The 24,628-nt window shown below is 70.8% G+C and carries 25 protein-coding genes; 11 read left to right on the plus strand and 14 right to left on the minus strand.

The window, feature by feature from the left end:
• Window positions 1–109: 109 nt before the first annotated feature.
• Window positions 110–1,072, plus strand: coding sequence for a hypothetical protein (locus IE244_RS41720; protein WP_229853929.1), 963 nt, complete (start codon window positions 110–112; stop codon window positions 1,070–1,072).
• On the opposite strand, the gene IE244_RS03290 is transcribed toward IE244_RS41720, so the two are convergent.
• Complete coding sequence (locus IE244_RS03290; protein ID WP_191871073.1) at window positions 1,069–2,043, minus strand: aldose epimerase family protein; 975 nt, start codon at window positions 2,041–2,043, stop codon at window positions 1,069–1,071. The two genes, IE244_RS41720 and IE244_RS03290, sit on opposite strands and share 4 nt — an antisense overlap.
• 26 nt (window positions 2,044–2,069) lie before the next feature.
• Window positions 2,070–2,960, minus strand: a complete 891-nt coding sequence (locus IE244_RS03295; RefSeq protein WP_191871074.1) for an SGNH/GDSL hydrolase family protein — start codon at window positions 2,958–2,960, stop codon at window positions 2,070–2,072.
• 265 nt (window positions 2,961–3,225) lie between these two features.
• Between IE244_RS03295 and IE244_RS03300 the strand changes: the two genes are divergently transcribed.
• Window positions 3,226–3,720, plus strand: coding sequence for a DUF3145 domain-containing protein (locus IE244_RS03300; protein WP_191871075.1), 495 nt, complete (start codon window positions 3,226–3,228; stop codon window positions 3,718–3,720).
• Between the two features lie 143 nt (window positions 3,721–3,863).
• Here IE244_RS03300 and IE244_RS03305 read toward each other — a convergent pair whose 3' ends face one another.
• The 5 genes from IE244_RS03305 to fasR all read right to left on the minus strand — a co-directional run bounded on the left by IE244_RS03305 (window position 3,864) and on the right by fasR (window position 8,811).
• Entirely contained in the window at window positions 3,864–5,135 is a 1,272-nt protein-coding gene (locus IE244_RS03305) for a beta-ketoacyl-[acyl-carrier-protein] synthase family protein (RefSeq protein ID WP_191871076.1), read from the minus strand.
• Between the two features lie 83 nt (window positions 5,136–5,218).
• Window positions 5,219–5,467, minus strand: coding sequence for an acyl carrier protein (locus IE244_RS03310; RefSeq protein ID WP_018545314.1), 249 nt, complete (start codon window positions 5,465–5,467; stop codon window positions 5,219–5,221).
• Between the two features lie 80 nt (window positions 5,468–5,547).
• Entirely contained in the window at window positions 5,548–6,579 is a 1,032-nt protein-coding gene (locus IE244_RS03315) for a ketoacyl-ACP synthase III (RefSeq protein WP_031159184.1), read from the minus strand.
• A gap of 10 nt (window positions 6,580–6,589) precedes the next feature.
• Window positions 6,590–7,516, minus strand: a complete 927-nt coding sequence (locus tag IE244_RS03320; RefSeq protein ID WP_191871077.1) for an ACP S-malonyltransferase — start codon at window positions 7,514–7,516, stop codon at window positions 6,590–6,592.
• A gap of 89 nt (window positions 7,517–7,605) precedes the next feature.
• Window positions 7,606–8,811, minus strand: coding sequence for a fatty acid biosynthesis transcriptional regulator FasR (fasR, locus tag IE244_RS03325; protein ID WP_191871078.1), 1,206 nt, complete (start codon window positions 8,809–8,811; stop codon window positions 7,606–7,608).
• 96 nt (window positions 8,812–8,907) lie between these two features.
• Here fasR and IE244_RS03330 point away from each other — a divergent pair, with 96 nt between their 5' ends.
• On the plus strand, window positions 8,908–9,561 hold the full coding sequence (locus tag IE244_RS03330) for a pirin family protein (RefSeq protein ID WP_191871407.1): 654 nt from the start codon (window positions 8,908–8,910) through the stop codon (window positions 9,559–9,561).
• Between the two features lie 79 nt (window positions 9,562–9,640).
• Here IE244_RS03330 and IE244_RS03335 read toward each other — a convergent pair whose 3' ends face one another.
• Together IE244_RS03335 and IE244_RS03340 are read right to left on the minus strand one after the other, a co-directional pair.
• The gene (locus tag IE244_RS03335; RefSeq protein ID WP_191871079.1) at window positions 9,641–10,462 is read right to left on the minus strand and encodes a serine hydrolase domain-containing protein; all 822 of its coding nucleotides are present in this window, start codon (window positions 10,460–10,462) and stop codon (window positions 9,641–9,643) included.
• Window positions 10,463–10,481: 19 nt separating this feature from the next.
• Window positions 10,482–10,958 carry a GNAT family N-acetyltransferase gene (locus tag IE244_RS03340; protein WP_191871080.1) on the minus strand — a complete coding sequence of 159 codons (477 nt, stop codon included), beginning with the start codon at window positions 10,956–10,958 and terminating at the stop codon, window positions 10,482–10,484.
• Window positions 10,959–11,054: 96 nt separating this feature from the next.
• Here IE244_RS03340 and IE244_RS03345 point away from each other — a divergent pair, with 96 nt between their 5' ends.
• Window positions 11,055–11,519, plus strand: a complete 465-nt coding sequence (locus IE244_RS03345) for a MerR family transcriptional regulator (protein ID WP_191871081.1) — start codon at window positions 11,055–11,057, stop codon at window positions 11,517–11,519.
• Window positions 11,520–11,611: 92 nt separating this feature from the next.
• Here the strand turns inward: IE244_RS03345 and IE244_RS03350 are convergent, their stop codons facing one another.
• The 3 genes from IE244_RS03350 to IE244_RS03360 form a co-directional block, all read right to left on the minus strand.
• Window positions 11,612–12,460: a DUF4429 domain-containing protein gene (locus IE244_RS03350; RefSeq protein WP_191871082.1), complete on the minus strand. Its 849-nt coding sequence runs from the start codon at window positions 12,458–12,460 to the stop codon at window positions 11,612–11,614.
• Window positions 12,461–12,526: 66 nt separating this feature from the next.
• A complete protein-coding gene (locus IE244_RS03355) occupies window positions 12,527–13,744 on the minus strand; it encodes an alpha/beta hydrolase (protein WP_191871083.1) in 1,218 nt (405 codons plus the stop codon).
• Window positions 13,745–13,827: 83 nt separating this feature from the next.
• The gene (locus tag IE244_RS03360) at window positions 13,828–14,463 is read right to left on the minus strand and encodes a TetR family transcriptional regulator (protein ID WP_191871084.1); all 636 of its coding nucleotides are present in this window, start codon (window positions 14,461–14,463) and stop codon (window positions 13,828–13,830) included.
• Between the two features lie 66 nt (window positions 14,464–14,529).
• On the opposite strand from IE244_RS03360, the gene IE244_RS03365 reads away from it, so the two are divergent.
• Window positions 14,530–16,176 (plus strand): MFS transporter, encoded by a 1,647-nt coding sequence (locus tag IE244_RS03365; protein ID WP_191871085.1) that lies wholly within the window; start codon window positions 14,530–14,532, stop codon window positions 16,174–16,176.
• A gap of 222 nt (window positions 16,177–16,398) precedes the next feature.
• A complete protein-coding gene (locus IE244_RS03370) occupies window positions 16,399–16,704 on the plus strand; it encodes a small hydrophobic protein (protein ID WP_191871086.1) in 306 nt (101 codons plus the stop codon).
• A 158-nt stretch (window positions 16,705–16,862) separates the two neighbouring features.
• Here the strand turns inward: IE244_RS03370 and IE244_RS03375 are convergent, their stop codons facing one another.
• Window positions 16,863–17,606 (minus strand): potassium channel family protein, encoded by a 744-nt coding sequence (locus IE244_RS03375; protein ID WP_191871087.1) that lies wholly within the window; start codon window positions 17,604–17,606, stop codon window positions 16,863–16,865.
• 124 nt (window positions 17,607–17,730) lie between these two features.
• Window positions 17,731–20,478 (minus strand): pyruvate dehydrogenase (acetyl-transferring), homodimeric type, encoded by a 2,748-nt coding sequence (gene aceE, locus IE244_RS03380; RefSeq protein WP_191871088.1) that lies wholly within the window; start codon window positions 20,476–20,478, stop codon window positions 17,731–17,733.
• A gap of 393 nt (window positions 20,479–20,871) precedes the next feature.
• On the opposite strand from aceE, the gene IE244_RS03385 reads away from it, so the two are divergent.
• The 5 genes from IE244_RS03385 to IE244_RS03405 all read left to right on the plus strand — a co-directional run bounded on the left by IE244_RS03385 (window position 20,872) and on the right by IE244_RS03405 (window position 24,580).
• Window positions 20,872–21,309, plus strand: a complete 438-nt coding sequence (locus tag IE244_RS03385) for a DUF3052 domain-containing protein (protein WP_031159221.1) — start codon at window positions 20,872–20,874, stop codon at window positions 21,307–21,309.
• A 131-nt stretch (window positions 21,310–21,440) separates the two neighbouring features.
• Window positions 21,441–21,899, plus strand: coding sequence for a peroxiredoxin (locus IE244_RS03390; RefSeq protein ID WP_191871089.1), 459 nt, complete (start codon window positions 21,441–21,443; stop codon window positions 21,897–21,899).
• Between the two features lie 138 nt (window positions 21,900–22,037).
• Window positions 22,038–22,613: a TerD family protein gene (locus IE244_RS03395; protein ID WP_031159227.1), complete on the plus strand. Its 576-nt coding sequence runs from the start codon at window positions 22,038–22,040 to the stop codon at window positions 22,611–22,613.
• Between the two features lie 105 nt (window positions 22,614–22,718).
• Window positions 22,719–23,297: a TerD family protein gene (locus IE244_RS03400; RefSeq protein WP_031159229.1), complete on the plus strand. Its 579-nt coding sequence runs from the start codon at window positions 22,719–22,721 to the stop codon at window positions 23,295–23,297.
• A 143-nt stretch (window positions 23,298–23,440) separates the two neighbouring features.
• Window positions 23,441–24,580, plus strand: a complete 1,140-nt coding sequence (locus tag IE244_RS03405; protein ID WP_191871090.1) for a DUF475 domain-containing protein — start codon at window positions 23,441–23,443, stop codon at window positions 24,578–24,580.
• Window positions 24,581–24,628: the final 48 nt, after the last annotated feature.

The following is a 24,628-nucleotide window of genomic DNA, read 5'->3' on the forward strand; positions in this document are numbered from 1 at the left end:
AGCCCCGGTCCGGGACCTGACCCCTGGACCGGGGCTCGCCACCTCCGGGTCCGTATAGACTCCCGGCCCGCGAACACCGGACACACACCGGGCACGGGGGAGAGACATCGTGTATCCAGGCCAGCAGCAACAGGGTCCCTACGGGCCGCAGCAGCCGGGTCCCTACGGGGCACCACAGCCGCCCGCAGGCCCGTACGGGCACCAGTCGCCGTACCCGGGGCCGTACGGCGCGCAGCCGCACCCGCCCCAGCAGCCGTACCAGACCCCGTACCCGCCCCAGCAACCCTATCCGCCCCAGCAGCCGTACCCGCCCCACCAGGCCGGCCCCCACCCGCACCGGCAGCAGGCCGCACCACCGCCCGCCCAGCACCTCGGCGAGGGCCGGATGCGGCTGGATCCGAACCTGACCCCGGCCCAGCGGGAACTGGCGGTGAAGATCCAGGCCAAGTCCAAGCCGATGGCCTACGGCATGGTCCTCGGCATCCCGCTCACCTTCGGCGGCGCCCACTACGGCATCACGCAGAAGCCCCTCGGCTTCGTCGCGGCACTCGCCGGGCTCGCCCTGCTGGCCTTCGGTGTCTTCTCACTGCTGCAGATGCGGGGACTCAAGCGGCAGCTGCGGCTCGTCACCGCCGACGCCTGGCGCTCCCCGGCCGCCCACCTGCCCGGCGCCCGCAAGGCCGCCACCCAGGCCGCCTACCTCAACGGCCTGCTGGTCCTGCTGTCCCTCACCGCGACCGGCTATCTGCTGTACAAGGGCGCCGGCTGGGGTGCCTACGGCAACTCCCTCGGCTTCGGGGGTCTGATGCTCGCCGCCGCCCTGCCCTTCGGCATGGCGCTGGCCGCCGCGACCACCATTCCGCAGCTGCTCCAGGTGATCCCGGCCGGCGCGAAGGTCGGCCGGAGCCTGTACTCGATCATCTTCGTGCTGGCGACGACGGTGACGGGTGAGGGCATCAAGGGCGGTTCGGCCGGCCCGATCGTGGCCGGGGGAACGACGCTGCTCATCTGCGGCGGCGCGATGTCCCTGCTGGGCAAGGCGGCCCGGCGCATGCGCGGCGAGGCCGGCTAGCCGACCGAGAAGCCGTACACCGTCTCCGACCGGAAGACCTCCCCCGGCCGCAGCACCGTGCTCGGGAACCGAGGCCGGTTGGGGGAGTCCGGGAAGTGCTGGGTCTCCAGGGCGATGCCGCCGCCCGGGGCGAAGGGCGCCGTCAGGTGGTCGGCGGTGTAGAGCTGGAGGCCCGGTTCGGTCGTCGCCACGGTCAGGGTCCGCCCGGAGACCGGGTCGTGCAGCTCGGCGACCTCCTCCGGGGTGCCGGTCACCCCCTTGTCCAGGACGAAGTTGTGGTCGTAGCCCGAGCCGACCTGGCGGGAGGCACGGAAGTCGAACCGGGAGCCCGTCACGTCCTGCAGGACGCCGGTCGGGATCAGGTCCGCGTCGACGGGGGTGAAACGGGAGGCGGCCAGCCGCAGGTGGTGCCCGCCCGCCTGGCCCGAGCCGGCCAGGTTGAAGTAGCTGTGGTTGGTGAGGTTGAGCACGGTCGGGGCGTCCGTGACCGCCTCGTAGGCGATCCGCAGCGCGCCGGCGGCGTCCAGCGAGTACGTCGCCGACACCTCCACGCGGCCCGGGAAACCCTCCTCCCCGTGCGGGCTCACCCGGTGCAGCCGCACCCCGTGCCGCCCGGCGGGCTCCGCCGCCCACACCCGCCTGGCGAAGCCGCGCGCGCCGCCGTGCAGGGAGTTCGGGCCGTCGTTCGGCTCCAGGGTGTGGACCGCGCCGTCCAGCGGGAAGCGGGCGCCCGCGATCCGGTTGGCGTACCGGCCGGCCAGGGCGCCGAAGTACGGCCCGGGGTGCGCGAGATAGCCGTCCAGGCCGGCGAAGCCCAGCACCACGTCCGCCGTACGGCCCTCCCGGTCCGGCACCTGGACCGACCGCACGATCCCGCCGTACGTCAGGACCTCCACCCGTGTCCCGGCGCGCTCCAGGGTCCAGCGGTGGACCGCCGTGCCGTCGGAAAGTGTGCCGAAAGGTTCGCTCATGTCGGAAACCCTAGGTGATCAGTGTCCTAGGCAACCGGATGGGGCGCGGTGATCGTGCGGTACGCGATCGACGCGAGCCGCGCCTGGCCGTCCCTGCTGGGATGGAACCAGTCCCAGTGGCTGAGCTGGTCGGTGCCGAAGCGGTAGTCGTAGACCGCGTCGTTGTCGAAACGGCAGCGGCGGTCCTTGGCACAGACCTCCTTCAGCACCTTGTTGTACTCCACCACACGCCGCTGCACCTGGTCCCGGCGCAGCGTGGCCGCACTGGTCAGGTCGTCGGCGTCGGACAGCATCGACGGGCAGATGCCGAGCTTCCACACCTGCTTGCCCAGCGGATTGGCACGGCCCTGGGACCACAGCCGCTTCAGGTTCGGCACGCTCGCCACGTACACCTGCGCCTTCGGCCGCGCCGACCGCAGGGTGCGCAGCGCCTCCTCGAAGTCCGCGCGGAAACCGGCCACCGGGGTCATCGCCGACGCCGACGCACGGCAGGCGTCGTTCGCGCCCACCATCACCGTCACCAACTGCGGGCCGCGGGCCGCCGCCTGGGCCATCTGCTCCGGCAGATCCGCCATGCGGGCACCGGTCTCGGCGTAGTTCCAGCTGCGCTCCGCCGCGCCCGTGACCCCGAGAAGACGCACCGCCAGGCTGTCGACCCGCGCGTCGCTGCCCGTCGCCCACGAGACCTCGGGGCAGTCCGACAGCACCGTGCACGCGTCGAAGCCGCGCGTGATGGAGTCGCCGACCGCGGCGATCGAGTCCGGGCTGCGGTCCCACACCGGCGCGGGCCTGGCAGCGCGTGCCGTGGTGCCCTCAGGCGCGGGACTGCCGCCCCCGGCGTCGCATCCGGCGACGCCCAGCACGGCGGCCGCCACGACGGCGAGAGCGGCCCTCCCACGGCTGCTTCGCTTCCGCATCCCCTGGTGATCCCCTCGTCGTCGAATCCGTGGTCCTCGGTGCTTCCTCCCATAACAACGTGCGAGGGTTCCCGACCGGGCACCTTGGAACGGAGCACCCCCGTACAAGCGTCCCCCTGGGTGAATGGCGGGGGTTTCCTGGCACCGGGACGGACGGTACGTCACACTCCTTGCACCGCCGCAAGGTAGCCTCGCCATCAACGCGGCCGTCGTGCCACTGCCGCCAGCCAGTCCGCAAGATGTCCCGCTCTGCCCGGAGGTTCCGGTGACGACACGTGGAGTTCTGTACGTGCACTCCGCGCCGCGCGCGCTGTGCCCGCATGTCGAGTGGGCCGTCGCCGGGGTGCTCGGCACGCGCGTCAACCTCGACTGGATCCGGCAGCCCGCGGCCCCCGGCACCTGGCGCTCGGAGTTCTCCTGGCAGGGTCAGGCGGGCACGGCCTCCAAGCTGGCCTCCGCCCTGCGCGGCTGGCACCTGCTCCGCTTCGAGGTCACCGCGGAGCCCTGCCCGAGCGCCGAGGGCGAGCGCTACAGCTGCACCCCCGACCTCGGCATCTTCCACGCCGTCACCGGCATCCACGGCGACATCCTCATCCCCGAGGACCGGCTGCGGGCCGCTCTGACGAGGTCCCAGCGCGAGGAGACGGACCTGGAGGAAGAGATCGCGAGGCTCCTCGGCAAGCCCTGGGACGACGAACTGGAGCCGTTCCGCTACGCCGGCGAGGGCGCACCGGTCCGCTGGCTGCACCAGGTGGTCTGACTCCTCGACCCGCTTCCCGGCTCCGGGCATGAGCCGGGCATGAGAAAGGGCCCCCGCCGCTCGGCAGGGGCCCTCACTCACGTGCTCAGACGGTCCTGAACGCCAGGCCTGTGCTCAGACGGTCCTTGACGCCAGGCCCGTGCTCAGACGGTCCTGAACGCCAGGACCACGTTGTGCCCGCCGAACCCGAACGAGTCGTTCAGGGCGGCGATCCGGCCCTCGACCGGAAGCTTGCGGGCCTCCCCGCGGACGACATCCGCGTTGGCCTCCGCCTCGGGGTCGATGTTCTCGACGTTGATCGTCGGCGGCGCCACCCGGTTGTACAGCGCCAGCACGGTCGCGACCGACTCCACGCCGCCCGCGCCGCCGAGCAGATGACCGGTCATCGACTTGGTCGCGGACACCGCCATGTGGTCCGCGTCGTCGCCGAAGACCTTCCGCAGCGCCTTCAGCTCGGCGATGTCACCGGCCGGCGTCGACGTGGCGTGCGCGTTGACGTGCACGATCTCGGCCGGGTTCAGGTCGGTGTTGTCCAGCAGGTTCTGCAGCGCGTGCGAGATGCCGCGGCCCTCGGGCTCCGGCTGCACGATGTCGTGGCTGTCGGCGGAGACGCCCTGCCCGACGGCCTCCGCGTAGACGCGGGCCCCGCGCTTCGCGGCGTGCTCGGCGGACTCCAGGACGAGCACACCGGAACCCTCGCCGAGGACGAAGCCGTCGCGGTCGACGTCGTAGGGACGCGAGGCGGCCTGGGGGTTCTCGTTGTTCTTGGACATCGCCATCATGTTGCCGAACGCGGCGATCGGCAGCGGGTGGATGGCCGCCTCCGTACCGCCGGCGACGACGACGTCGGCGCGGCCGGTGCGGATCATCTCGATGGCGTAGCCGATGGCCTCGGCGCCCGAGGCGCACGCGGAGACCGGCGTGTGCACGCCCGCGCGGGCGCCCACGAGCAGGCCCACGTTGGCCGAGGGGCTGTTCGGCATCAGCATGGGGACGGTGTGCGGGGAGACGCGGCGGACGCCCTTCTCCTTGAGCACGTCGTACTGGTCGAGCAGCGTGGTCACGCCGCCGATGCCGGAGGCGATGACGGCGCCCAGCCGGTCCGGGTCGACACTTCCGTCCTCACCGGCCTTGCCGGTGAAGCCCGCGTCCTTCCAGGCCTCCTGAGCGGCGATCAGGGCGAACTGCGCAGAACGGTCCAGCTTGCGGGCCTGCGGCCGCGGGATGACCTCGATGGGCTCCACGGCGACCGGAGCCGCGATCTTGACGGCCTGCTCGGCCGCCCACTCCTGCTCCAGGTGCTTGACACCGGACTTGCCGGCGATCAGACCTTCCCAGGTCGAGGCTGCGTCGCCACCCAGCGGTGTGGTTGCGCCGATACCGGTGACGACCACGGTGCGATTGGTCGGGCTCACGGGAATTCTTTCTCCAACGGATACGGGATTCTACGGCGCCACCGCCGGGTGGCGGGGCCTTGCAGCCTGGCCTAACGGGTGGGTCAGGCCTGGTGCTTGAGGATGTAGTCGGTGGCGTCACCGACGGTCTTGAGGTTCTTGACGTCCTCGTCCGGGATCTTCACGTCGAAGCGCTCTTCGGCGGCGACGACGACCTCGACCATGGACAGCGAGTCGACGTCCAGGTCGTCGGTGAAGGACTTGTCCAGCTGGACGTCCTCGGTGGGGATCCCGGCGATCTCGTTCACGATCTCGGCGAGACCGGCGACGATCTCTTCCTGAGTGGCGGCCATGTCAGGCGCTCCTTCTTCAATGTTCCAGACGGTTTGTGGCAGTTGTCCCCCTGCCGGACGCGAGATCCGGCACGGAGTGCCTAGGGGAGGGTAACGACCGTGGCGGCGTAGACGAGACCCGCCCCGAAGCCGATGACGAGTGCGGTGTCGCCGCTCTTCGCCTCCCCGGTCGCCAGAAGCCGCTCCATAGCGAGCGGAATCGAGGCGGCCGAGGTGTTGCCGGTGGTGCGGATGTCACGGGCGACCGTGACATGCTCCGGCAGTTTGAGGGTCTTCACCATCGAGTCGATGATCCGCACGTTGGCCTGGTGCGGGATGAAGACGTCCAGCTCTTCCGGGCTGATCCCGGCCGCGTCCAGCGCCTGCTGGGCGACCTTCGCCATCTCGTACACGGCCCAGCGGAACACCGCCTGGCCCTCCTGCGTGATGGCGGGGAACTTGACATTGCCCTCGCTGTCCAGGGGCAGCGCGCCGAGGTCGCCGATGCGGAACCGGTCCCAGGGGACGGTCTGCTTGATCGTCTCGGACTTGTCGCCCTCGGAGCCCCACACGGTGGGGCCGATCGCCGGCTCCTGCGAGGGGCCGACGATGACGGCGCCGGCGCCGTCGCCGAACAGGAAGGCCGTGGCCCGGTCCTCCAGGTCGGTCAGGTCGCTCAGCCGCTCCACGCCGATGACGAGCACGTACTCGGCGGAACCTTCCACCACCATGCCCTTGGCGAGGGTCAGGCCGTAGCCGAAGCCCGCGCAGCCGGCCGAGATGTCGAAGGCGGCGGCCTTGTCGGTGCCCAGCCTGTCGGCGATCTCGGTGGCGACGGCCGGGGTCTGGCTGAAGTGCGAGACGGTGGAGACGACCACGGCGCCGATCTGCTCGGCGTCGATACCCGCGTCCGCGATCGCCTTGCCGGAGGCCTCGATCGACATCGCGGCCACGGTCTCCTCGGGACCCGCCCAGTGCCGGGTCTCGATGCCGGAGCGCGAGCGGATCCACTCGTCGGACGAGTCGATCTTCTCGAGGATCACCTCGTTGGGGACCACCCGCGTCGGCCGGTAGCCGCCGACGCCGAGGATGCGCGCATACGGGGCGCCCTTGCTGGGCTTGATCTTCGCCATCTGCCGCTCCTTAGGCACCTGCGTGCTCGGAGATGAGCGCGCGGGCCGCGTCGAGGTCGTCGGGGGTCTTCAGGGCCAGCGTGGTCACGCCGGGCAGCGCCCGCTTGGCCAGGCCGGTCAGCGTGCCACCCGGGCACACCTCGATGAGCGCGGTGACGCCCAGCTCCTTGAAGGTCTCCATGCACAGGTCCCAGCGCACGGGGTTGGCGACCTGGCCGACCAGCCGGTCCAGCAGCTCGGCGCCGGTGACGACGGTCTGTCCGTCCTTGTTGGAGACGTAGGGGACCTTGGGGTCGGCGGGCGTCAGCTGTGCGGCGGCCTTGGCCAGCGTTTCGACGGCGGGAGCCATGTGGCGGGTGTGGAAGGCGCCGGCGACCTTCAGCGCGACGACCTTGCGAACCCCCTCGGGCTTGTCCTCGTTCAGCGCGGCCAGCTGCTCCAGCGTGCCCGCGGCGACGATCTGGCCCGCGCCGTTGATGTTCGCCGGGGTCAGGCCCAGCCTCTCCAGGTGCGCGACCGACGTCTCGGGGTCGCCGCCGAGCAGCGCCGACATACCGGTCTCGGTGATCGCGGCGGCGTCGGCCATCGCCAGACCCCGCTTGCGGACCAGGCCGAGCGCGGCGGTGTCGTCGAGCACGCCCGCGAAGGCGGCGGCGGTGATCTCGCCGACGCTGTGACCGGCGACGGCGCCCGGAGCGATCTCCGAGATGTCACCGAGTGCCGCCGCGGACAGGATGCCGGCGGCGACCAGCAGCGGCTGGGCCACCGCGGTGTCGCGGATCGCGTCGGCGTCGGCCTGGGTGCCGTAGTGGACCAGGTCCAGTCCGATGGCGTCCGACCAGGCGGCCACGCGGTCGGCGGCGCCGGGCAGTTCGAGCCAGGGGGTCAGGAAGCCGGGCGTCTGGGCGCCCTGGCCGGGAGCGACGAGTACGAGCACTCTCACACTCTCTCTTGGGGACGGCCACGGCCGCCCGTGGGGACAGGGACGAAGAACACGAAGGGCTTTTGTGGGGCCCCGACAAAACCCTATGCCTGGGTCTCGCCGTCGGCCAGACGCCCGAGGATCAGCGCGATCCGCAGTGTGAAGGCGGATCGTACATCCGAAGGCGACCAACCGGTGACGTCTGTCACACGTCGGAGCCGGTAGCGCACGGTGTTCGGGTGAACGAAAAGCATCCGGGCCGCGCCTTCCAGGCTGCTCGCCTGCTCCAGGTAGACACTCAGTGTTTCCAGCAGCGCCGAGCCCGCTTCCTCCAGCGGTCTGTAGATCTCCTCCACCAGCTGCTCGCGGGCGCTCGGATCACCCGCGATCGCCCGCTCCGGCAGCAGATCGTCCGCCAGCACCGGCCGCGGCGCGTCCTGCCAGGCGGAACACGCCTTCAGCCCCGCCGCGGCGGCCTGCGCGGAGCGGGTGGCGGCCAGCAGGTCGGGGACGACGGACCCCGCGACCACCGGCCCGGCGGCGAACGGCCCGATCAGCGACTTGGCGACGGCGAGCGGATTGTTGCTCCCGCCGGCGATCACGACGAGCCGGTCCCCGAGCACGCCGGTCAGCACCTGCAGCTTGGCGTGCCGCGCGGCCCGCCGGATGGCCTCGACGGTCAGTTCGCTGTCGCCGTCCGGCGCGGTCCCGAGGACGACACAGACATGCTCGGGGGAGTTCCAGCCGAGCGCGGCGGCCCGGCTGACGGCCCCCTCGTCCGCCTCGCCGCTGAGCACGGCGTTGACCACCAGCGACTCCAGCCGCGCGTCCCAGGCACCGCGTGCCTCGGCGGCCTGGGCGTAGACCTGCGCGGTGGCGAAGGCGATCTCCCGGGCGTACACCAGCAGCGCCTCGCGCAGCACGCTCTCGTCACCGGGGGCGGCCACCTCGTCGATGGCGCTCTCCATGACCTCGATGGTGGTCCGCACCATCTCCACGGTCTGGCGCAGTGTGATGGCCCGGGTCAGCTCGCGCGGCGCGGTCCCGAAGACGTCGGTGGAGATCGCCTGCGGGGCGTCCGGGTGCCGGAACCACTCGGTGAAGGCCGCGATGCCCGCCTGGGCGACCAGCCCGATCCAGGAGCGGTTCTCCGGGGGCATGGCCCGGTACCACGGCAGGGTCTCGTCCATGCGTGCGATGGCCTGCGCGGCGAGACTCCCGGAGGACTTCTCCAGCCGCTTCAGGGTCGCGGAGTGCGGGTGGACGTCGTGTGCGTGGGGATCGCTGCGGTGGGATTCGGGTTCGGGCACGGGGACAAGACTGCCTTATCCGGACGTGGAGGTGCTCCGCCGGGTCCGGGCTACGGCCGCGGGGAGCGCCCCGCGGAGGTCTACGGTGGTCCCGTGATGGACGTACACCGCGCCGGTGCGCGCTACCGCGGCGGGGAGGCGGCGGCCGGGATCGAGTCGTGGCACGCCTTCTCCTTCGGGCCGCACTACGACCCCGGCAACCTGCGCTTCGGAGCGCTGATCGCCTGCAACGAGGAGCGGCTGGCCCCCGGCGCCGGCTTCGACGAGCACCCGCACAGCCACACCGAGATCGTCACCTGGGTCGTCGAGGGCGAGCTGACCCACCGCGACTCCACCGGCCACGAGACCCGGGTACGCCCCGGTGACGTGCAGCGGCTCAGCTCGGCCGCGGGCGTCCGGCACGTAGAGCGCAACGACGGCACGGCGCCCCTGACCTTCGTGCAGATGTGGCTGGCCCCGCTGGAGCCGGGCGGCCAGCCGTCGTACGAGATCGTCCCCGGCATCGCCGACTCCACCCCGTACGCCGTCCCGGAGGCCGGCGCGATGCTGCACGTACGGCGCCTGAGCGTCAGGGAGCGGACGGCGGTGCCGGACGGGGCGTGGGTGTACGTCCACGTGGTGCGCGGCACCGTCCGGCTGGGGGAGGAGGAACTGGGCGCGGGGGACTCGGCACGGATCACCGGGGCGAGGGCTCTTGAGGCGGTCGCGGTCACACCGGCCGAGGTGCTGCTGTGGGAGATGAGCGCGTAGGGCCGTCGCCCACCCGCGCCCCGGTGGGAGCCGGTCGCGCGGTTCCCCGCCGTCCGGGCCCCCGCCCCCCCCGCCGACCTCAGCCGCGCAGCTCCCCCAGCACCGCGTCCGTGAAGACCGGCCACGCCTCGATCGCCCAGGGCCCGAAGGCCCGGTCGGTGAGCGCGGCGCACGCCACACCGGCGTCGGGGTCGATCCACAGGAACGTACCCGCCTGCCCGAAGTGCCCGAAGGTGCGCGGGGAGGACGAACTCCCCGTCCAGTGCGGCGACTTGCCGTCGCGGATCTCGAAGCCCAGCCCCCAGTCGTTCGGGTTCTGGTGCCCGTACCCCGGCAGCACCCCCTTCGTGCCCGGGTACTGCACGCTCATCGCCTCCGCGACCGTGCGCGGGTCCAGCAGGCGCGGCGCCTGCACCTCGGCGGCGAACCGCAGCAGGTCCCCGACCGTCGACACGCCGTCCTTCGCCGGCGAGCCCTCCAGTGAGGTCGACGCCATCCCCAGCGGCTCCAGCACCGCCTGCCGCAGATACTCGGCGAACGGGATGTCCGTCGCCTTGGCGATGTGTTCGCCGAGCTGCTCGAACCCGGCGTTGGAGTACAGCCGCCGCTCCCCGGCCGCGGCCATCGTCCGGTGCTCGTCGAAGGCCAGCCCCGAGGTGTGCGCGAGCAGGTGCCGGACGGTCGCCCCGGGCGGCCCGGCGGGCTCGTCCAGCTCGATCGCGCCCTCCTCGTAGGCGACGAGCGCCGCGTAGGCCGCCAGCGGCTTGGTGACCGAGGCGAGCGGGAAGCGGTGTCCGACGGCGCCGTGCGTCCCGAGGACGGTCCCGTCGGCTCGTACGACACCCGCCGCGGCGGTGGGGACGGGCCAGTTCTCGATCGACACCAAGCTCTTCAACGACATGCCGCCGAGCCTATGCGGCTCACAGCAGCAGCCGCATCGACGGGTCCGGGTCACGGGTGAAGCCGAGCGAGGCGTACAACGGCTCGGCCGCCGCGGAGGCGTTGAGCAGCACGTGCCCCGCACCCCGCTCCCGGAACCAGGCCAGCAGCTCCTGCATGCAGGCGCGCGCGTACCCGCGGCGCCGCGCGCCCGGGTCGGTCGCCACGCTGAACACGTACCCCACCCGCCCCTGCGGATTGCCGGCCTTCCCGATCCGGTACTCCAGCGTCCCGGCGGTCAGCGCGGCCAGCGCCCCCGGCCGGTCCGGATGGTCCACGACGAAGGCGACGAAGTCACCGTCCGGCTCGGCCAGCCGGTCCCGCAGCGTCGGCAGCGACTCGGCATGCCAGCCGGCCGGTCCGCCGCCCCCCGCGCTCCACAGGGCGTCGATCATGACCTGGCGCAGCCGCAGCACTTCCGTGGCATCCTCGGGCAGGGCCCGGCGTACAAGACTCATGTGCCGCACGCTAGTCAGGCGCCTTGGCCCGCGTCCTGCGCATTTCTTACCGGATCCGCTTGCTTGGAGCGCACTCCAAGGCCATAGCGTGGGGTCATGACGGTGATGCAGACCACGCCAGCGGACACCGCACGCACGGCCCCCGCCGACATCTGCTCCGCCCCGCCCAGACACCATCCGCGGCCCGACGGCCAGGACCGCTACACGATCAGCGAGGTCGTCGCGTTCACCGGCCTGACCGCGCACACCCTGCGCTGGTACGAGCGGATCGGCCTGATGCCGCACGTCGACCGCTCGCACACCGGCCAGCGGCGTTACCGCAACCGCGACCTGGACTGGCTGGACTTCGTGACCAAGCTGCGGCTGACCGGCATGCCGGTGGCGGACATGGTCCGGTACGCGGAGCTGGTCCGGGAGGGCGAGAGCACCTACGGGGAGCGCCAGGAACTGCTGGAGTCGACCCGCCGGGACGTCCTGGACAGGATCGCCGAACTGCGGGACACGCTCGCCGTACTCGACCGCAAGATCAGTTTCTACGCCGGGGAGGGGGCCGTGCGGTGACCGGCGCCGGCGCCGCCCTCCTGGAGCCCCTGTGCGCGAGCGCCGAGGCCTACGAGGCCGGCCCCGGCCAGGTCGCCCTGGCCGGGCAGTGACTACAGCTCCGCCAGCAGCTCGGCCTTCTTGGAGGAGAACTCCTCGTCGGTGACCAGCCCGGCCTGGTGCAACTCCCCGAGATGCCGGATCCGTTCGGCGATGTCGGCGGGGTCACGCCGGGAGGGGGCCGGTGCCACGGGTACCGGCCCTCGCGTGCGGACGGCCGCCAGGACCGCGGCGGCGAACGGCAGCGACTCGTGCACCGGCCCGTACCCCAGCCCGAACACCACGGCCGCCGGATCCTGGTCCGGCTGCACGGGCGCGGCCGAGTCGGCCGAGCGCCCGACCAGCCGCAGATGCCCTTCGAACACCTCCGGCGACCGCCACTGGACCCCGCTCAGGTCGGCGACCGCGAAACTCTGGTCGCCCGCCTTCCACTTCGCCGACGACGCACCCGTCCACGACCAGCGGAACTGCACGGACGTCCCGTCGAAGGACGCCTTCCCGTCGTACGCCTTGAACTGCAGCGGCGCCTCGGGCACCGGCACCAGGAACTGGTCGGCCGGCCCGGCCTCGGTCAGCAGCGACTTCAGCTCGTCCGCGTAGTACTCGGCGAGCGTCTCCCGCTCGGCCGACAGGACCAGCCGGTACGGGTCGGAACCCTCCTTCAGCTGGCCGGCCGCCGCCTCCATCAGCGGATCCGCGCCGGCCCGCGGCAGCAGCCGCAGCACGACGGTGCCGCGTCTGCCCGGGGTGAGCGTCACGCCCTCGACCGCGGACAGCGGGATCCGCCGTTCGCCGAGCGCCTGGAACAGCTTCGGTGTTCGAATCCCCCGTTCGTAGCGGATGAGCACGGAGTCGGACTCGAACTCCCAGACGGCATGAAAACCCGCCAGTACGTCACCCATGCGGCTCATCGTATGCGGCACGTGCTCCTCCGTCGCCACCCGCGCAGACCGCACTTCCTGCTGTTTCTACGCGCGTCCGGCCATCGTCGTGCCGGGCACACCGGCCCGGCACGCGTCGTTCTCGCGGGCGCACGTCACCGCGCCGTACGCGCCGACCCCCACCCCGGCGAGGTTGCGCAGGCTGTCCGTGCCTGGCTGGAAATAACCGGCGTGCCCCTGCGCGTCCCGGGCGGACAGCACACGCGCGCCGAAGGCCGAGGACACCGGATCGGCGCCGTGCCCGAGCCCGCCGAGCTCCAGATACGGCACGTCCTGGATCCAGTCGGTGGCGTCCCGCATGGCCCAGACCCGGGCCCCGGTGTCCAGCTGCGAGGCGCTGGAGACCCGCATGCCGGGGCTCGCGGCCACCGCTATGTCGGTCACCCGGCCGGGCAGGGCGTGCGCGGCGACCCCGCACACCACGGAGCCGTAGCTGTGGCAGATCATCGCCACCGGGGCATCGCCGGGCAGGCCGCCCACCAGGGCGTTCAGCCGTACGGCGCCCTCCGCGGCGCGCAGCCCGGTCGCCGCCTCCATGCCGAGTCCGTCAGGAGCGGTGTAGTCGGCCCAGGCGATCACGGCCGTACGGGTCGTGGGGCTCTGGGCGCGCTCCGCCGCGTACAGCGCCTTGGCCATGCCGACCGGCGCGGTGTACGGGTTGTAGGTCTTCTGGAAGGTGAGCAGGTCGGTGTCGACGCCGGGGACGACGACCGAGATGCGCTGCGCCCGGTCCAGGTTCCCGAACACCTCGGCGACGCGGCCCGAGCCCTCGGGGTCGAAGGCCAGGATCTGGCGGCGGGGGGCCAGCAGGGACTCGTAGCGGTGCATACGGCGGCCCGCGTCCTGCTGTCCGGCCGTGCTGAGCCGGCTGTCGTGCATGCGCTTCTTCTCGACCTTGCGTTGCTGCTCCAGCGCGATGTGGTTGGCGCGGTAGCGCAGGGCGACGGGGGCGCCGTTCATGTTGCCGACCGCGAGCGGGTAGCGGCGGGCGAGACGGTCGCCGTCCCCGGCGGAGAGGGAGGCGAAGAAACGGCTGAGCCGGGCCGGTGCGGCATGCGGGTCCGGCAGGTGGAGGCCGTGGATGCTGCCGTGCTCCCACTTGGCGAGCGAGGCCTGCAGTGCGGTCGACTCCCGGTGGCTGTGCAGGGCGGTCCAGCCGGTGGTCGCGAGCATCACGAACACCACGGCCAGCGCCAGCAGGGCGCGCCAGACGTTCAGTGGCGGGGAGGTGTCGAAGGAAGTCACTGGGAGGACACACTAGGAGAACGAGAGGGTCTCGGGGTAACCGAGTGGCAGGGATCACGTTTCGCGGAACGTCGAACGCCTCGTCAACGATCTTCTGTGGTACGCCAGTTTCCGGTGAGTGCCGGACCCACCTGATCGAGGTGGGACGCGGTGAGTTGGCGTATGGCCTCCAGGCTGAAGTCGTCGCCCGTGCACCACTGCCGCTCCGTGACCCTTATCACCCCGCCGAACACGGCCACGGCCAGCCGCGGCCGCGGGTCGGCGTCCACGTCGACGCCCTCGCGCTCGGCCAGCAGGCGCGCGATCGTCTCCTCGGTCGCCGCCGAGCGGCGCAGATGGGCGGCGAGCAGCGCGGGCGTCGACTCGATCGTCCGGTACATGCGCAGATACAGCTCGACCGGCACGGCCGACTCGACGGTCTCGCGGATCGCGTCCCAGCCCTCCAGGACCGCCTGCCGCAGGGCCTCCATCGGCGCCTCACCGGCGGGCCGCGCCCGTACGGCGGCCACGAAGTGCTCCTCGGTCATCCCCTGCACCGCGAAGGCCACGTCCTCCTTGCCGGCGAAATAGCGGAAGAAGGTGCGCTGGGAGACGTCGGCGGCCTCGGCGATCTCGTCGACGGTCGTGTGCTCGTACCCCCGGGTGGTGAACAGTTCCAGAGCGGCCCGCAGAAGCGCCTCCCGGGTGCGTTGTTTCTTGCGTTCGCGGAGTGTTTCCATGGGTGTCAGTTACTGACTCATGAAAGGCGTTGTCAACTGTCAGAGGCTGTCACTAGCCTCGCACACATGACTAGTCAGACCACCATCGGCGCGACGGGGCCGGGGGACGCCGGCCCGGACGCCCCGCTTGAGTCGCGTCCGGCCCCCGGGCTGCGCGGGCACCCCTGGCTCACCCTCATCACCGTCGCCGTGGGCGTCATGATGGTGGCCCTCGACGGGACCATCGTGGCCATCGCCAACCCGGCGATCCAGAAGAACCTGGGGGCCACCTTCGCCCAGGTGCAGTGGATCACCAACGGCTACTTCCTCGCCCTCGCGGTCTCCCTGATCACCGCGGGCAAGCTCGGTGACCGCTTCGGCCACCGGCAGACCTTCCTCATCGGTGTGACCGGCTTCGCCTCCGCCTCCGGCGCCATCGGCCTGTCCCACAGCATCGCCGCGGTCGTCACCTTCCGCGTCTTCCAGGGCCTGTTCGGCGCGCTGCTGATGCCGGCCGCGCTCGGCCTGCTGCGGGCGACCTTCCCGGCCGAGCAGCTCAACATGGCCATCGGCATCTGGGGCATGGTGATCGGCGCGTCCACCGCGGGCGGCCCGATCCTCGGCGGCGTCCTCGTCGAGCACGTCGACTGGCAGTCGGTGTTCTTCGTCAACGTGCCGGTCGGCGGGCTCGCCCTGGCCCTGGGCATGCTGATCCTCCTCGACCAGCGGGCTGCCCGCGGGGGGAGCCCGCCGGAGGGACACGGCGAGGGGCGGTCCTTCGACATCCTCGGCATCGCGCTGCTCTCCGGCGCGATGTTCTGCCTGGTCTGGGCGCTCATCAAGGCCCCGTCATGGGGCTGGGGCGACGGCAGGACGTGGGTGTTCGTCGTCGCGTCCGTGGCGCTCTTCGCCGTGTTCTCCTTCTGGGAGACGAAGGTCGCGCAGCCCCTCGTCCCGCTGGGCCTGTTCCGCTCGATACCGCTGTCGGCCGGTGTCGTCCTGATGGTCCTCATGGCCGTCGCGTTCATGGGCGGCCTGTTCTTCGTGACCTTCTACCTGCAGAACGTCCACGGCATGAGCCCGATCGACGCGGGCCTGCACCTGCTGCCGCTCACCGGCATGATGATCGTCGGCTCGCCGCTGGCCGGCGCCGCGATCACCAGGCTCGGCCCGCGCGTCCCGCTGGCCGGCGGCATGGCCGCGACCGCCATCGCCATGTACGGCATGTCCACGCTCAAGGCCGACACGGGCAGCGGCGTGATGTCCGTCTGGTTCGCGCTGCTCGGCCTCGGCCTGGCGCCGGTCATGGTCGGCGCCACCGAGGTCATCGTCGGCAACGCCCCCATGGAGCTGTCCGGTGTCGCGGGCGGTCTCCAGCAGGCGGCCATGCAGATCGGCGGCAGTCTCGGTACGGCCGTGCTCGGCGCCGTGATGGCCTCCAGGGTCGACAGCGACCTGCCGGGCAACTGGGCCGGGGCCGGGCTGCCGCGGCTGACCCCGGATCAGCTGGACAAGGCCTCACAGGCGGTGCAGGTCGGCGTCGCCCCGGTGCCGAAGGGCGTCCCGGAGCAGATCGCCGCGAAGATCACCGAGGTCGCGCACCACACCTTCATCTCCGGGATGAGCCTCGCCTCCCTGGTCGCGGCCGGCGTGGCGGCGGTCGCCGTCCTCGTCGCGCTGCTCACCAAGCGGGGCGCGAACGCGGAGGCGGGGGCGGGCGTGGGCCACATCTGAGGCCGGGGCGCAGTTTCCCCTATCAGGGTGACTCCGCTAAAGATTCCTCGCACCGGTCGCGCGCCGCAGGTCACAGTGGGTCAAGTCCTCCGCAGCGCATGGGAGGACGCCGGGCCGGAGCGCGCGCTGCCGGAGGGGGGCAGCGCGCGCAGGTCTGTCGACGGCGAACCGGGGTACCCGCACAGCGGAGCCGAACTGTCCAAGGGTCTCAGGGAGTTGATGATGGCTGGCTTCGGGCACGGAACGCGCGGGCACCCCCGGTCACGTGGCCGGACGTGGCAACGGACCGGGCCGGACCGTGCGACGCTCGGGATCATCGGCACGATCTGTGCCGTGGCCGGATTCTTCGCCCTGGGCATCGTCCTCGGCCCGGTCGCGATGTTCTGCGGCTGGCAGGCGATGGGCCGCAGGTGGTCCGACGACCACGACATCCCGGCCCTGGTGGCCCTGATCCTGGGCGCGATCGACACGCTACTGGCCGTCATCGCCCTGGCGGGCGCGGCCACCTGGAGCCACGGGCTCCTCTAGCCGGTGGTTGTCCGCCACAGGTCCACGGGCCGTCTGTGCGCCGCGGGCGCGCGGGGGCTGGTCGCGCGGTTCCCCGCGCCCCGCACGGGGCGCTCCCGGCACCACGCGGGCGCGGGCGGGTGACCCGCCCCCGCCCGGCCGCGGCAGCGGGCACCCCGCTAACTGCGCTGCTGCTCCCGCTCGTCGACCAACCGGGCCACTTCCGTCCGCAGCAGGCGGACCTCCTCGGCCAGGGAGGCGATCGCCTCCGTCTGACGCCGCTCCTCCACGTCGTCCTTCTCGAACCGCGCGATGAACCACGCCGCGATGTTCGCGGTCACCACACCGAGCAGCGCGATCCCGGACAGCATCAGCCCGACGGCGATCATCCGCCCCAGCCCGGTCGTCGGCGCGTGGTCCCCGTACCCCACCGTGGTCATCGTCGTGAACGACCACCACACCGCGTCACCCAGCGTGCGGATGTTCCCGTTCGGCGAGTCACGCTCGACGGACAGCACCGCCAGCGACCCGAACATCAGCAGCCCGACCACCGCCCCGGCGACATACGTCGTCAGCCGGATCTGCGAGGCCATCCGCGCCCGCCGCCCGACCAGCAGCAGCGTCGACACCATCCGCAGCAGCCGCAGCGGCTGGAGCAGCGGCAGTACCACGGCGCCCAGGTCTATCCAGTGCGTGCGGACGAACTCCCGGCGCCGCGGGCTGAGCGCGAGCCGAATCAGGTAGTCCACCGCGAAGGCCGCCCACACCGCCCACTCCGTGGCGGTGCAGACCACCGCCAGGACCGGGCTCGCGGGGTTGTCCACGATCGGCACGGCATAGGCGATCGCGAACGCCACCGCAAGGGCGAGCAACGGTCGTTGGGTGTACCGCTCCCACTGCGCCTGCGCCGACCGATCGCTCATGTCGGCATCGTAGGCGCCCCGCCAGGGGCGCGAGGAACTGAGCGACCAGCCCCCACGCCCCCGCGCTCGGCGACGAACCCGCCGGCCCTCCTCGGCAGCCGTCGGCGAAAGCCGAGCGCCGCGGCTACGCGTCGCCGCCCGCGGCCCCCGGATCCGCCGCCGACACATCCAGCAGCTGGTACCGGTCGATCGCCTGCTTCAGCACCGAGCGGTCGAGCTTGCCCTCGCGGGCCAGCTCGGTCAGCACCGCGACGACGATCGACTGGGCGTCGATGTGGAAGAAGCGGCGGGCCGCACCCCGGGTGTCGGCGAAGCCGAAGCCGTCCGCGCCGAGCGACTGGTACGTGCCCGGCACCCACCGCGCGATCTGGTCCGGAACCGACCGCATCCAGTCGGACACGGCCACGAACGGCCCCTCGGCGCCGCTGAGCTTCCGCGTCACGTACGGCACCCGCTGCTCCTCCTCCGGATGCAGCAGGTTGTGCTCCTCGCACTCCACCGCCTCGCGGCGCAGCTCGTTCCAGGAGGTCGCGGACCACACGTCCGCCCGGACGTTCCAGTCCTCGGCGAGGATCCGCTGCGCCTCCAGCGCCCACGGGACCGCCACGCCGGACGCCATGATCTGCGCCGGGATCGAGCCCGCCGTACCCTCGCTCAGCCTGTGGACGCCCTTGAGGATGCCCTCGACGTCCACGTTCGCCGGCTCGGCGGGGTGCTGGATGGGCTCGTTGTAGACGGTCAGGTAGTAGAAGACGTCCTCGCCGTGCGGGTGCTCGGCGTCGCCGCCGTACATACGGCGCAGTCCGTCCTGGACGATGTGCGCGATCTCGTAGGCGTACGCCGGGTCGTAGGCCACGCACGCCGGGTTGGTGGAGGCGAGCAGTTGCGAGTGGCCGTCCGCGTGCTGCAGACCCTCACCGGTCAGGGTCGTACGGCCCGCGGTCGCACCCAGTACGAATCCGCGCGCCAGCTGGTCGGCCATCTGCCAGAACTGGTCACCCGTGCGCTGGAAACCGAACATCGAGTAGAAGACGTAGACCGGGATCAGCGGTTCGCCGTGCGTGGCGTAGGCCGAGCCCGCCGCGATCAGGGAGGCCGTACAGCCGGCCTCGGAGATGCCGTCGTGCAGCATCTGGCCGGTCGGCGACTCCTTGTAGGCGAGCAGCAGGTCCCGGTCGACCGCCTCGTACTGCTGGCCGAGCGGGTTGTAGATCTTCGCGCTGGGGAAGAAGGAGTCCATGCCGAACGTGCGGTACTCGTCCGGCGCGATCAGTACGAACCGCTTGCCGATCTCCTTGTCCCGCATGAGGTCCTTCAGGAGCCGGACGAACGCCATCGTCGTGGCGATGGACTGCTGGCCCGTGCCCTTCTTCACCGTCGCGTACGCCTTGTCGTCCGGCAGCGCGAGCGGCTGGGAGCGCACGACGCGCGTCGGGACGTACCCGCCGCACGCGCTGCGCATGTCGTGCATGTACTGGATCTCTTCGGTGTCGCGGCCGGGGTGGTAGTACGGCGGCAGGCCGGACTCCAGCTCCTTGTCGGAGATCGGCAGGTGCAGCCGGTCCCGGAAGCGCTTGAGGTCGTCGACCGTCAGCTTCTTCATCTGGTGCGTGGCGTTGCGGCCCTCGAAGTTCGGGCCCAGCGTCCAGCCCTTGACCGTCTTGGCCAGGATGACCGTCGGCTGGCCCTTGTGCTCCAGGGCCGCCTTGTAGGCCGCGTAGATCTTCCGGTGGTCGTGACCGCCGCGGCCCAGCATCAGGATCTGGTGGTCGGTCAGGTTCTCGACCATCGCGCGCAGCCGGACGTCGTCGCCGAAGAAGTGCTCGCGGATGTAGGCGCCGGACTCGGTGGCGTACGTCTGGAACTGGCCGTCCGGCGTGGTGTTCATCTTGTTGACCAGCACTCCGTCGCGGTCCTGCGCGAGCAGCGGGTCCCAGGAGCGGTCCCAGATCAGCTTGATCACGTTCCAGCCGGCGCCCCGGAAGATCGACTCCAGCTCCTGGATGATCTTGCCGTTGCCGCGCACCGGGCCGTCCAGCCGCTGCAGGTTGCAGTTGACGACGAAGGTCAGGTTGTCCAGGCCCTCGCGGGCCGCGATGGACAGCTGGCCGAGCGACTCCGGCTCGTCCATCTCGCCGTCGCCGAGGAACGCCCACACGTGCGACCTGGAGGTGTCGGCGATACCGCGCGCCTGCATGTAGCGGTTCATCCGCGCCTGGTAGATCGCGCCGAGCGGGCCGAGGCCCATGGAGACCGTCGGGAACTCCCAGAAGTCCGGCATCGAGCGCGGGTGCGGGTAGCTGGACAGGCCGTTCGGGTACTTCGACTTCTCCTGGCGGAAGCCGTCGAGCTGGCCCTCGGTGAGCCGGTCGAGCAGGTAGGCGCGCGCGTAGATGCCCGGGGAGGCGTGGCCCTGGAAGAAGACCTGGTCGCCGCCGTCGCCCTCGTCCTTGCCCCGGAAGAAGTGGTTGAAGCCGACGTCGTACAGCGAGGCGGAGGAGGCGAACGTGGCGATGTGGCCGCCGACGCCGATGCCGGGGCGCTGGGCGCGCGAGACCATCACGGCCGCGTTCCAGCGGGTCGCGTTCAGGATCCTGCGCTCGATCTCCTCGTTGCCCGGGAAGAACGGCTCCGCCTTGGTGGGGATCGTGTTGACGTAGTCCGTGCTGCGCATCTCGGGCACGGCCACGCGTCGCTCACGGGCCCGCTCGATCAGCCGGAGCATGAGGTAGCGGGCCCTCTCCCGGCCGCGCTCGTCCACGGCGGCGTCCAGGGAGTCGAGCCACTCCTGGGTCTCTTCGGGATCGAAGTCAGGAACCTGACTCGGAAGGCCGCCAATGATGATCGGATTGCGATCGGATCCGGAAGCCACGCTGTTCCTTACCTGTCAGAGGGCCAGTTTTCTGCACCTGCCTACACCGATCCCCATCGTGTACCTCGGGACGGCGTACGTCATCTCCTTGGTGTCTCCTCGGTCAAAACGCAACGATACGCCCGGGGTATGACAGGCTTGGCAAAGCTGTTCGAGGGTCGTATCACCGAATGATTCCGAATGGCGCAAACCGGGCACATCGGTGTGATGTGGGTCACGAAGAATCGGGATACGGTGCCAGGGGTTGCGAGGACACGGCCGGGATCGTCACCGTTTCGGCGGTCCGGACGGCCGGGTACTTGCGCGATCCGTCCCGCCCGTGTGGACTACGGCCAATGCTTCGCGCACGCGCGTGGCTGAGATATTCACCAAGACATGATCAGGAGGCAACCCGTGAGCGCGACCGCGGACCACGCGGAGGAGCGGACGAACCCTGCCGCCAGGCTGGGGTTCCAGCCCGGGCAGGTGGTCCAGGAGATCGGCTACGACGACGACGTCGATCAGGAGCTTCGCGAGGCCATCGAGGAAGCCATCGAGGGCGACCTGATGGACGAGGACTTCGACGACGTGGCCGACGCCGTTGTGCTGTGGTTCCGTGACGACGACGGCGACCTGACGGATGCGCTGGTGGACGCCACCACGTACATCGAAGAGGGCGGCGCGATCCTTCTCCTGACGCCGAAGACCGGCCGTTCGGGGTACGTGGAGCCGAGCGACATCCAGGACGCCGCAACGACGGCCGGCCTGACGGCGTCGAAGAGCGTCAGTGTGGGCAAGGACTGGAGCGGCTCGCGGCTGGCGACGCCGAAGGCGGCCAAGTCCAAGAGGTGATCTCCTCCGTCCACCGGACGGGCTGGATTTCGCCCCAGCCCGTCCGGAAGACCCCGGTGATCGCTGCGTAGGGTGGAGCCGAGCGTCTGCTGTGCGCTCACCCGAACAGCCCACCGAAGGGATGCACGACGATGGCGATCCAGGTCGGCGACAAGGCGCCCGACTTCGAGCTCAAGGACAACCACGGCCGCACCGTGAAGCTCTCGGAGCTGCGCGGCGAGAAGAACGTGGTCCTGCTCTTCTACCCGTTCGCCTTCACCGGCGTGTGCACCGGTGAGCTGTGCGAGGTGCGCGACAACCTGCCGAAGTTCGCGGACCGCGAGACGCAGGTGCTCGCCGTCTCCAACGACTCCATCCACACCCTGCGGGTCTTCGCCGAGCAGGAGGGCCTGGAGTACCCGCTGCTCAGCGACTTCTGGCCGCACGGCAACGTCTCGCGCGCGTACGGCGTCTTCGACGAGGACAAGGGATGCGCCGTCCGGGGCACCTTCATCATCGACAAGGAAGGCGTCGTGCGGTGGACCGTGGTCAACGGCCTGCCGGACGCGCGCGACCTGGGCGACTACGTGAAGGCGCTCGACACCCTGTAGGCCGGTCGTGGCCGACACCTGCGATCCTTCGGGTCCAGGGTCTGCGGGGTGCGGGAACCCCTCACTAGGATCGGCACGTTGATCCCATATCCGAAGCACGTCGGGGCTCTCCGCCCCTGGACACCACATGGAGGACTCGTGGGAGTCAGCCTCAGCAAGGGCGGCAACGTATCGCTGACGAAGGAGGCCCCCGGCCTGACCGCGGTCCTCGTCGGTCTGGGCTGGGACGCCCGCACCACGACCGGCAGTGACTTCGACCTCGACGCCAGCGCGCTGCTGCTGAACAACTCCGGCAAGGTCGCGAGCGACCAGCACTTCGTCTTCTTCAACAACCTCAAGAGCCCCGAGGGCTCCGTCGAGCACACCGGTGACAACCTCACCGGTGAGGGCGAGGGCGACGACGAGGTGATCAAGGTCAACCTCGCAGGCGTCCCGGCCGACATCGAGAAGATCGTCTTCCCGGTGTCGATCTACGACGCCGAGAACCGCCAGCAGTCCTTCGGCCAGGTCCGCAACGCCTATATCCGCGTGCTGAACCAGGCCGGCGGCCAGGAGATCGCCCGCTACGACCTGAGCGAGGACGCCTCCACCGAGACCGCCATGGTCTTCGGCGAGCTGTACCGGCACGGGACGGAGTGGAAGTTCCGCGCCATCGGCCAGGGCTACGCCTCCGGTCTGCGCGGCATCGCCCAGGACTTCGGCGTCAACGTCTGATCCCGGCAGAGTCACGACACTCGCACCATCCGGCGCCGCACCGTTTACGTGCGGCGCCGGACGCGCAGGACAACCAGGGAAGCACCACTAGGGGAGGACAGCATCATGGGCGTCACGCTCGCCAAGGGAGGCAACGTCTCCCTCTCCAAGGCCGCACCGAACCTCACCAACGTCATGATCGGACTCGGCTGGGACGCGCGGTCCACCACCGGCGCCCCCTTCGACCTCGACGCCAGCGCGCTGCTGTGCGGCGCCGGGAACCGCGTGCTGGGTGACGAGTGGTTCGTCTTCTACAACCAGCTCAAGAGCCCCGACGGCTCGGTCGAGCACACCGGCGACAACCTCACCGGTGAGGGCGAGGGCGACGACGAGTCGATCCTGGTCGACCTCGCCAAGGTGCCGGCGCACTGCGAGAAGATCGCCTTCCCGGTCTCCATCCATATGGCGGAGGAGCGCGGCCAGACCTTCGGCCAGGTCTCCAACGCCTTCATCCGGGTCGTGAACCAGGCCGACGGCCAGGAGCTGGCGCGCTACGACCTGAGCGAGGACGCCTCCACCGAGACCGCCATGATCTTCGGCGAGCTGTACCGCTATCAGGGAGAGTGGAAGTTCCGCGCCGTCGGTCAGGGGTACGCGTCGGGGCTGCGCGGCATCGCCCTCGACTTCGGGGTGAACGTTTCGTAGCGCGGGTTGCCCCGGACGGTACCGCCGGTAGGGTGCACCTCTACACTCGGGGTCAACATTTAGCAAAGCCGGGTACGGCGCGGGGGACACCCTCCCCCCAGACTTCGTCTGGGAGGTGCCCCCAACACACGATTGGGTAGCCAGTGCTTCTGAAAACCTTCGGCTGGTCGTTCGCGGTGACCGCGCTCGGCCTCGTCGCCGCGGTCTTCTACGGGGGGTGGGAGGCCTTCGGCGTCGTCGCGATCCTGGCCGTCCTCGAGATCTCGCTGTCGTTCGACAACGCGGTGGTCAACGCCGGCATCCTGAAGAAGATGAACGCCTTCTGGCAGAAGATCTTCCTCACGGTCGGCGTCCTCATCGCGGTCTTCGGCATGCGGCTGGTCTTCCCGGTCGTCATCGTCGCCATCACCGCCAAGCTCAACCCCTACGACGCGGTCCACCTCGCCCTCACCGACAAGGACCGTTACCAGCAGCTGGTCACCGACGCCCACCCGGCGATCGCCGCCTTCGGTGGCATGTTCCTGCTGATGATCTTCCTCGACTTCATCTTCGAGGACCGGGACATCCAGTGGCTGCGCTGGATCGAGCGCCCGCTGGCCAAGCTCGGCAAGGTCGACATGCTGGCGGTCTGCATCGCCCTGATCGTCCTGCTGATCACCTCCTTCACCTTCGCCACCCACGCCCACCAGCACGGCGGCGCGCACGTCGACAAGGCCCAGACGGTCCTGATCGCCGGCATCGCCGGCCTGATCACCTACATGATCGTCGGCGGTCTGTCCGGCTACTTCGAGGACCGGCTGGAGGAAGAGGAGGAGCGCGAGCACGAGGAGGAGGAAGAGGCCGCGCGCACGGGCAAGCAGAAGTCGCCGGTGCTGCTGGCCGGCCAGGCCGCGTTCTTCATGTTCCTCTACCTGGAGGTCCTGGACGCGTCCTTCTCCTTCGACGGCGTGATCGGCGCCTTCGCCATCACCAACGACATCGTGATGATGGCCCTCGGCCTCGGCATCGGCGCGATGTACGTCCGGTCCCTCACGGTCTACCTGGTCCGCCAGGGCACCCTCGACGACTACGTCTACCTGGAGCACGGCGCCCACTACGCCATCGGCGCCCTGGCCGTGATCCTCATGGTCACCATCCAGTACGAGATCAACGAGGTCGTCACCGGTCTCGTCGGCGTCGTCCTGATCGCCTGGTCCTTCTGGTCCTCCGTCCGCCGCAACCGCGCCCTGGCCGACGCCGGGGAGGGCACCGGCGAGAAGGCCGAGGTCTCCTCCGGGGTGTGACACCCCGGCCGGTGAGGAACGCTCTGAGCGGGGCGGCCGACACGGTCG

It is taken from the genome of Streptomyces filipinensis, assembly GCF_014649495.1.
GTDB lineage: Bacteria > Actinomycetota > Actinomycetes > Streptomycetales > Streptomycetaceae > Streptomyces > Streptomyces filipinensis.

Coding starts and splice junctions, on each gene's coding strand:
- IE244_RS03400 (WP_031159229.1), top strand. CDS start 22,719: ATGGGCGTCACGCTCGCCAAGGGAGGCAACGTCTCCCTCTCCAAGGCC.
- IE244_RS03375 (WP_191871087.1), bottom strand. CDS start 17,606: ATGAGCGATCGGTCGGCGCAGGCGCAGTGGGAGCGGTACACCCAACGA.
- IE244_RS03340 (WP_191871080.1), bottom strand. CDS start 10,958: ATGAGTCTTGTACGCCGGGCCCTGCCCGAGGATGCCACGGAAGTGCTG.
- IE244_RS03335 (WP_191871079.1), bottom strand. CDS start 10,462: ATGTCGTTGAAGAGCTTGGTGTCGATCGAGAACTGGCCCGTCCCCACC.
- IE244_RS03345 (WP_191871081.1), top strand. CDS start 11,055: ATGACGGTGATGCAGACCACGCCAGCGGACACCGCACGCACGGCCCCC.
- IE244_RS03330 (WP_191871407.1), top strand. CDS start 8,908: ATGGACGTACACCGCGCCGGTGCGCGCTACCGCGGCGGGGAGGCGGCG.
- IE244_RS03290 (WP_191871073.1), bottom strand. CDS start 2,043: ATGAGCGAACCTTTCGGCACACTTTCCGACGGCACGGCGGTCCACCGC.
- IE244_RS03310 (WP_018545314.1), bottom strand. CDS start 5,467: ATGGCCGCCACTCAGGAAGAGATCGTCGCCGGTCTCGCCGAGATCGTG.
- IE244_RS03390 (WP_191871089.1), top strand. CDS start 21,441: ATGGCGATCCAGGTCGGCGACAAGGCGCCCGACTTCGAGCTCAAGGAC.
- IE244_RS03370 (WP_191871086.1), top strand. CDS start 16,399: ATGGCTGGCTTCGGGCACGGAACGCGCGGGCACCCCCGGTCACGTGGC.
- IE244_RS03350 (WP_191871082.1), bottom strand. CDS start 12,460: ATGGGTGACGTACTGGCGGGTTTTCATGCCGTCTGGGAGTTCGAGTCC.
- IE244_RS03295 (WP_191871074.1), bottom strand. CDS start 2,960: ATGCGGAAGCGAAGCAGCCGTGGGAGGGCCGCTCTCGCCGTCGTGGCG.
- IE244_RS03360 (WP_191871084.1), bottom strand. CDS start 14,463: ATGGAAACACTCCGCGAACGCAAGAAACAACGCACCCGGGAGGCGCTT.
- IE244_RS03365 (WP_191871085.1), top strand. CDS start 14,530: ATGACTAGTCAGACCACCATCGGCGCGACGGGGCCGGGGGACGCCGGC.
- IE244_RS03315 (WP_031159184.1), bottom strand. CDS start 6,579: ATGGCGAAGATCAAGCCCAGCAAGGGCGCCCCGTATGCGCGCATCCTC.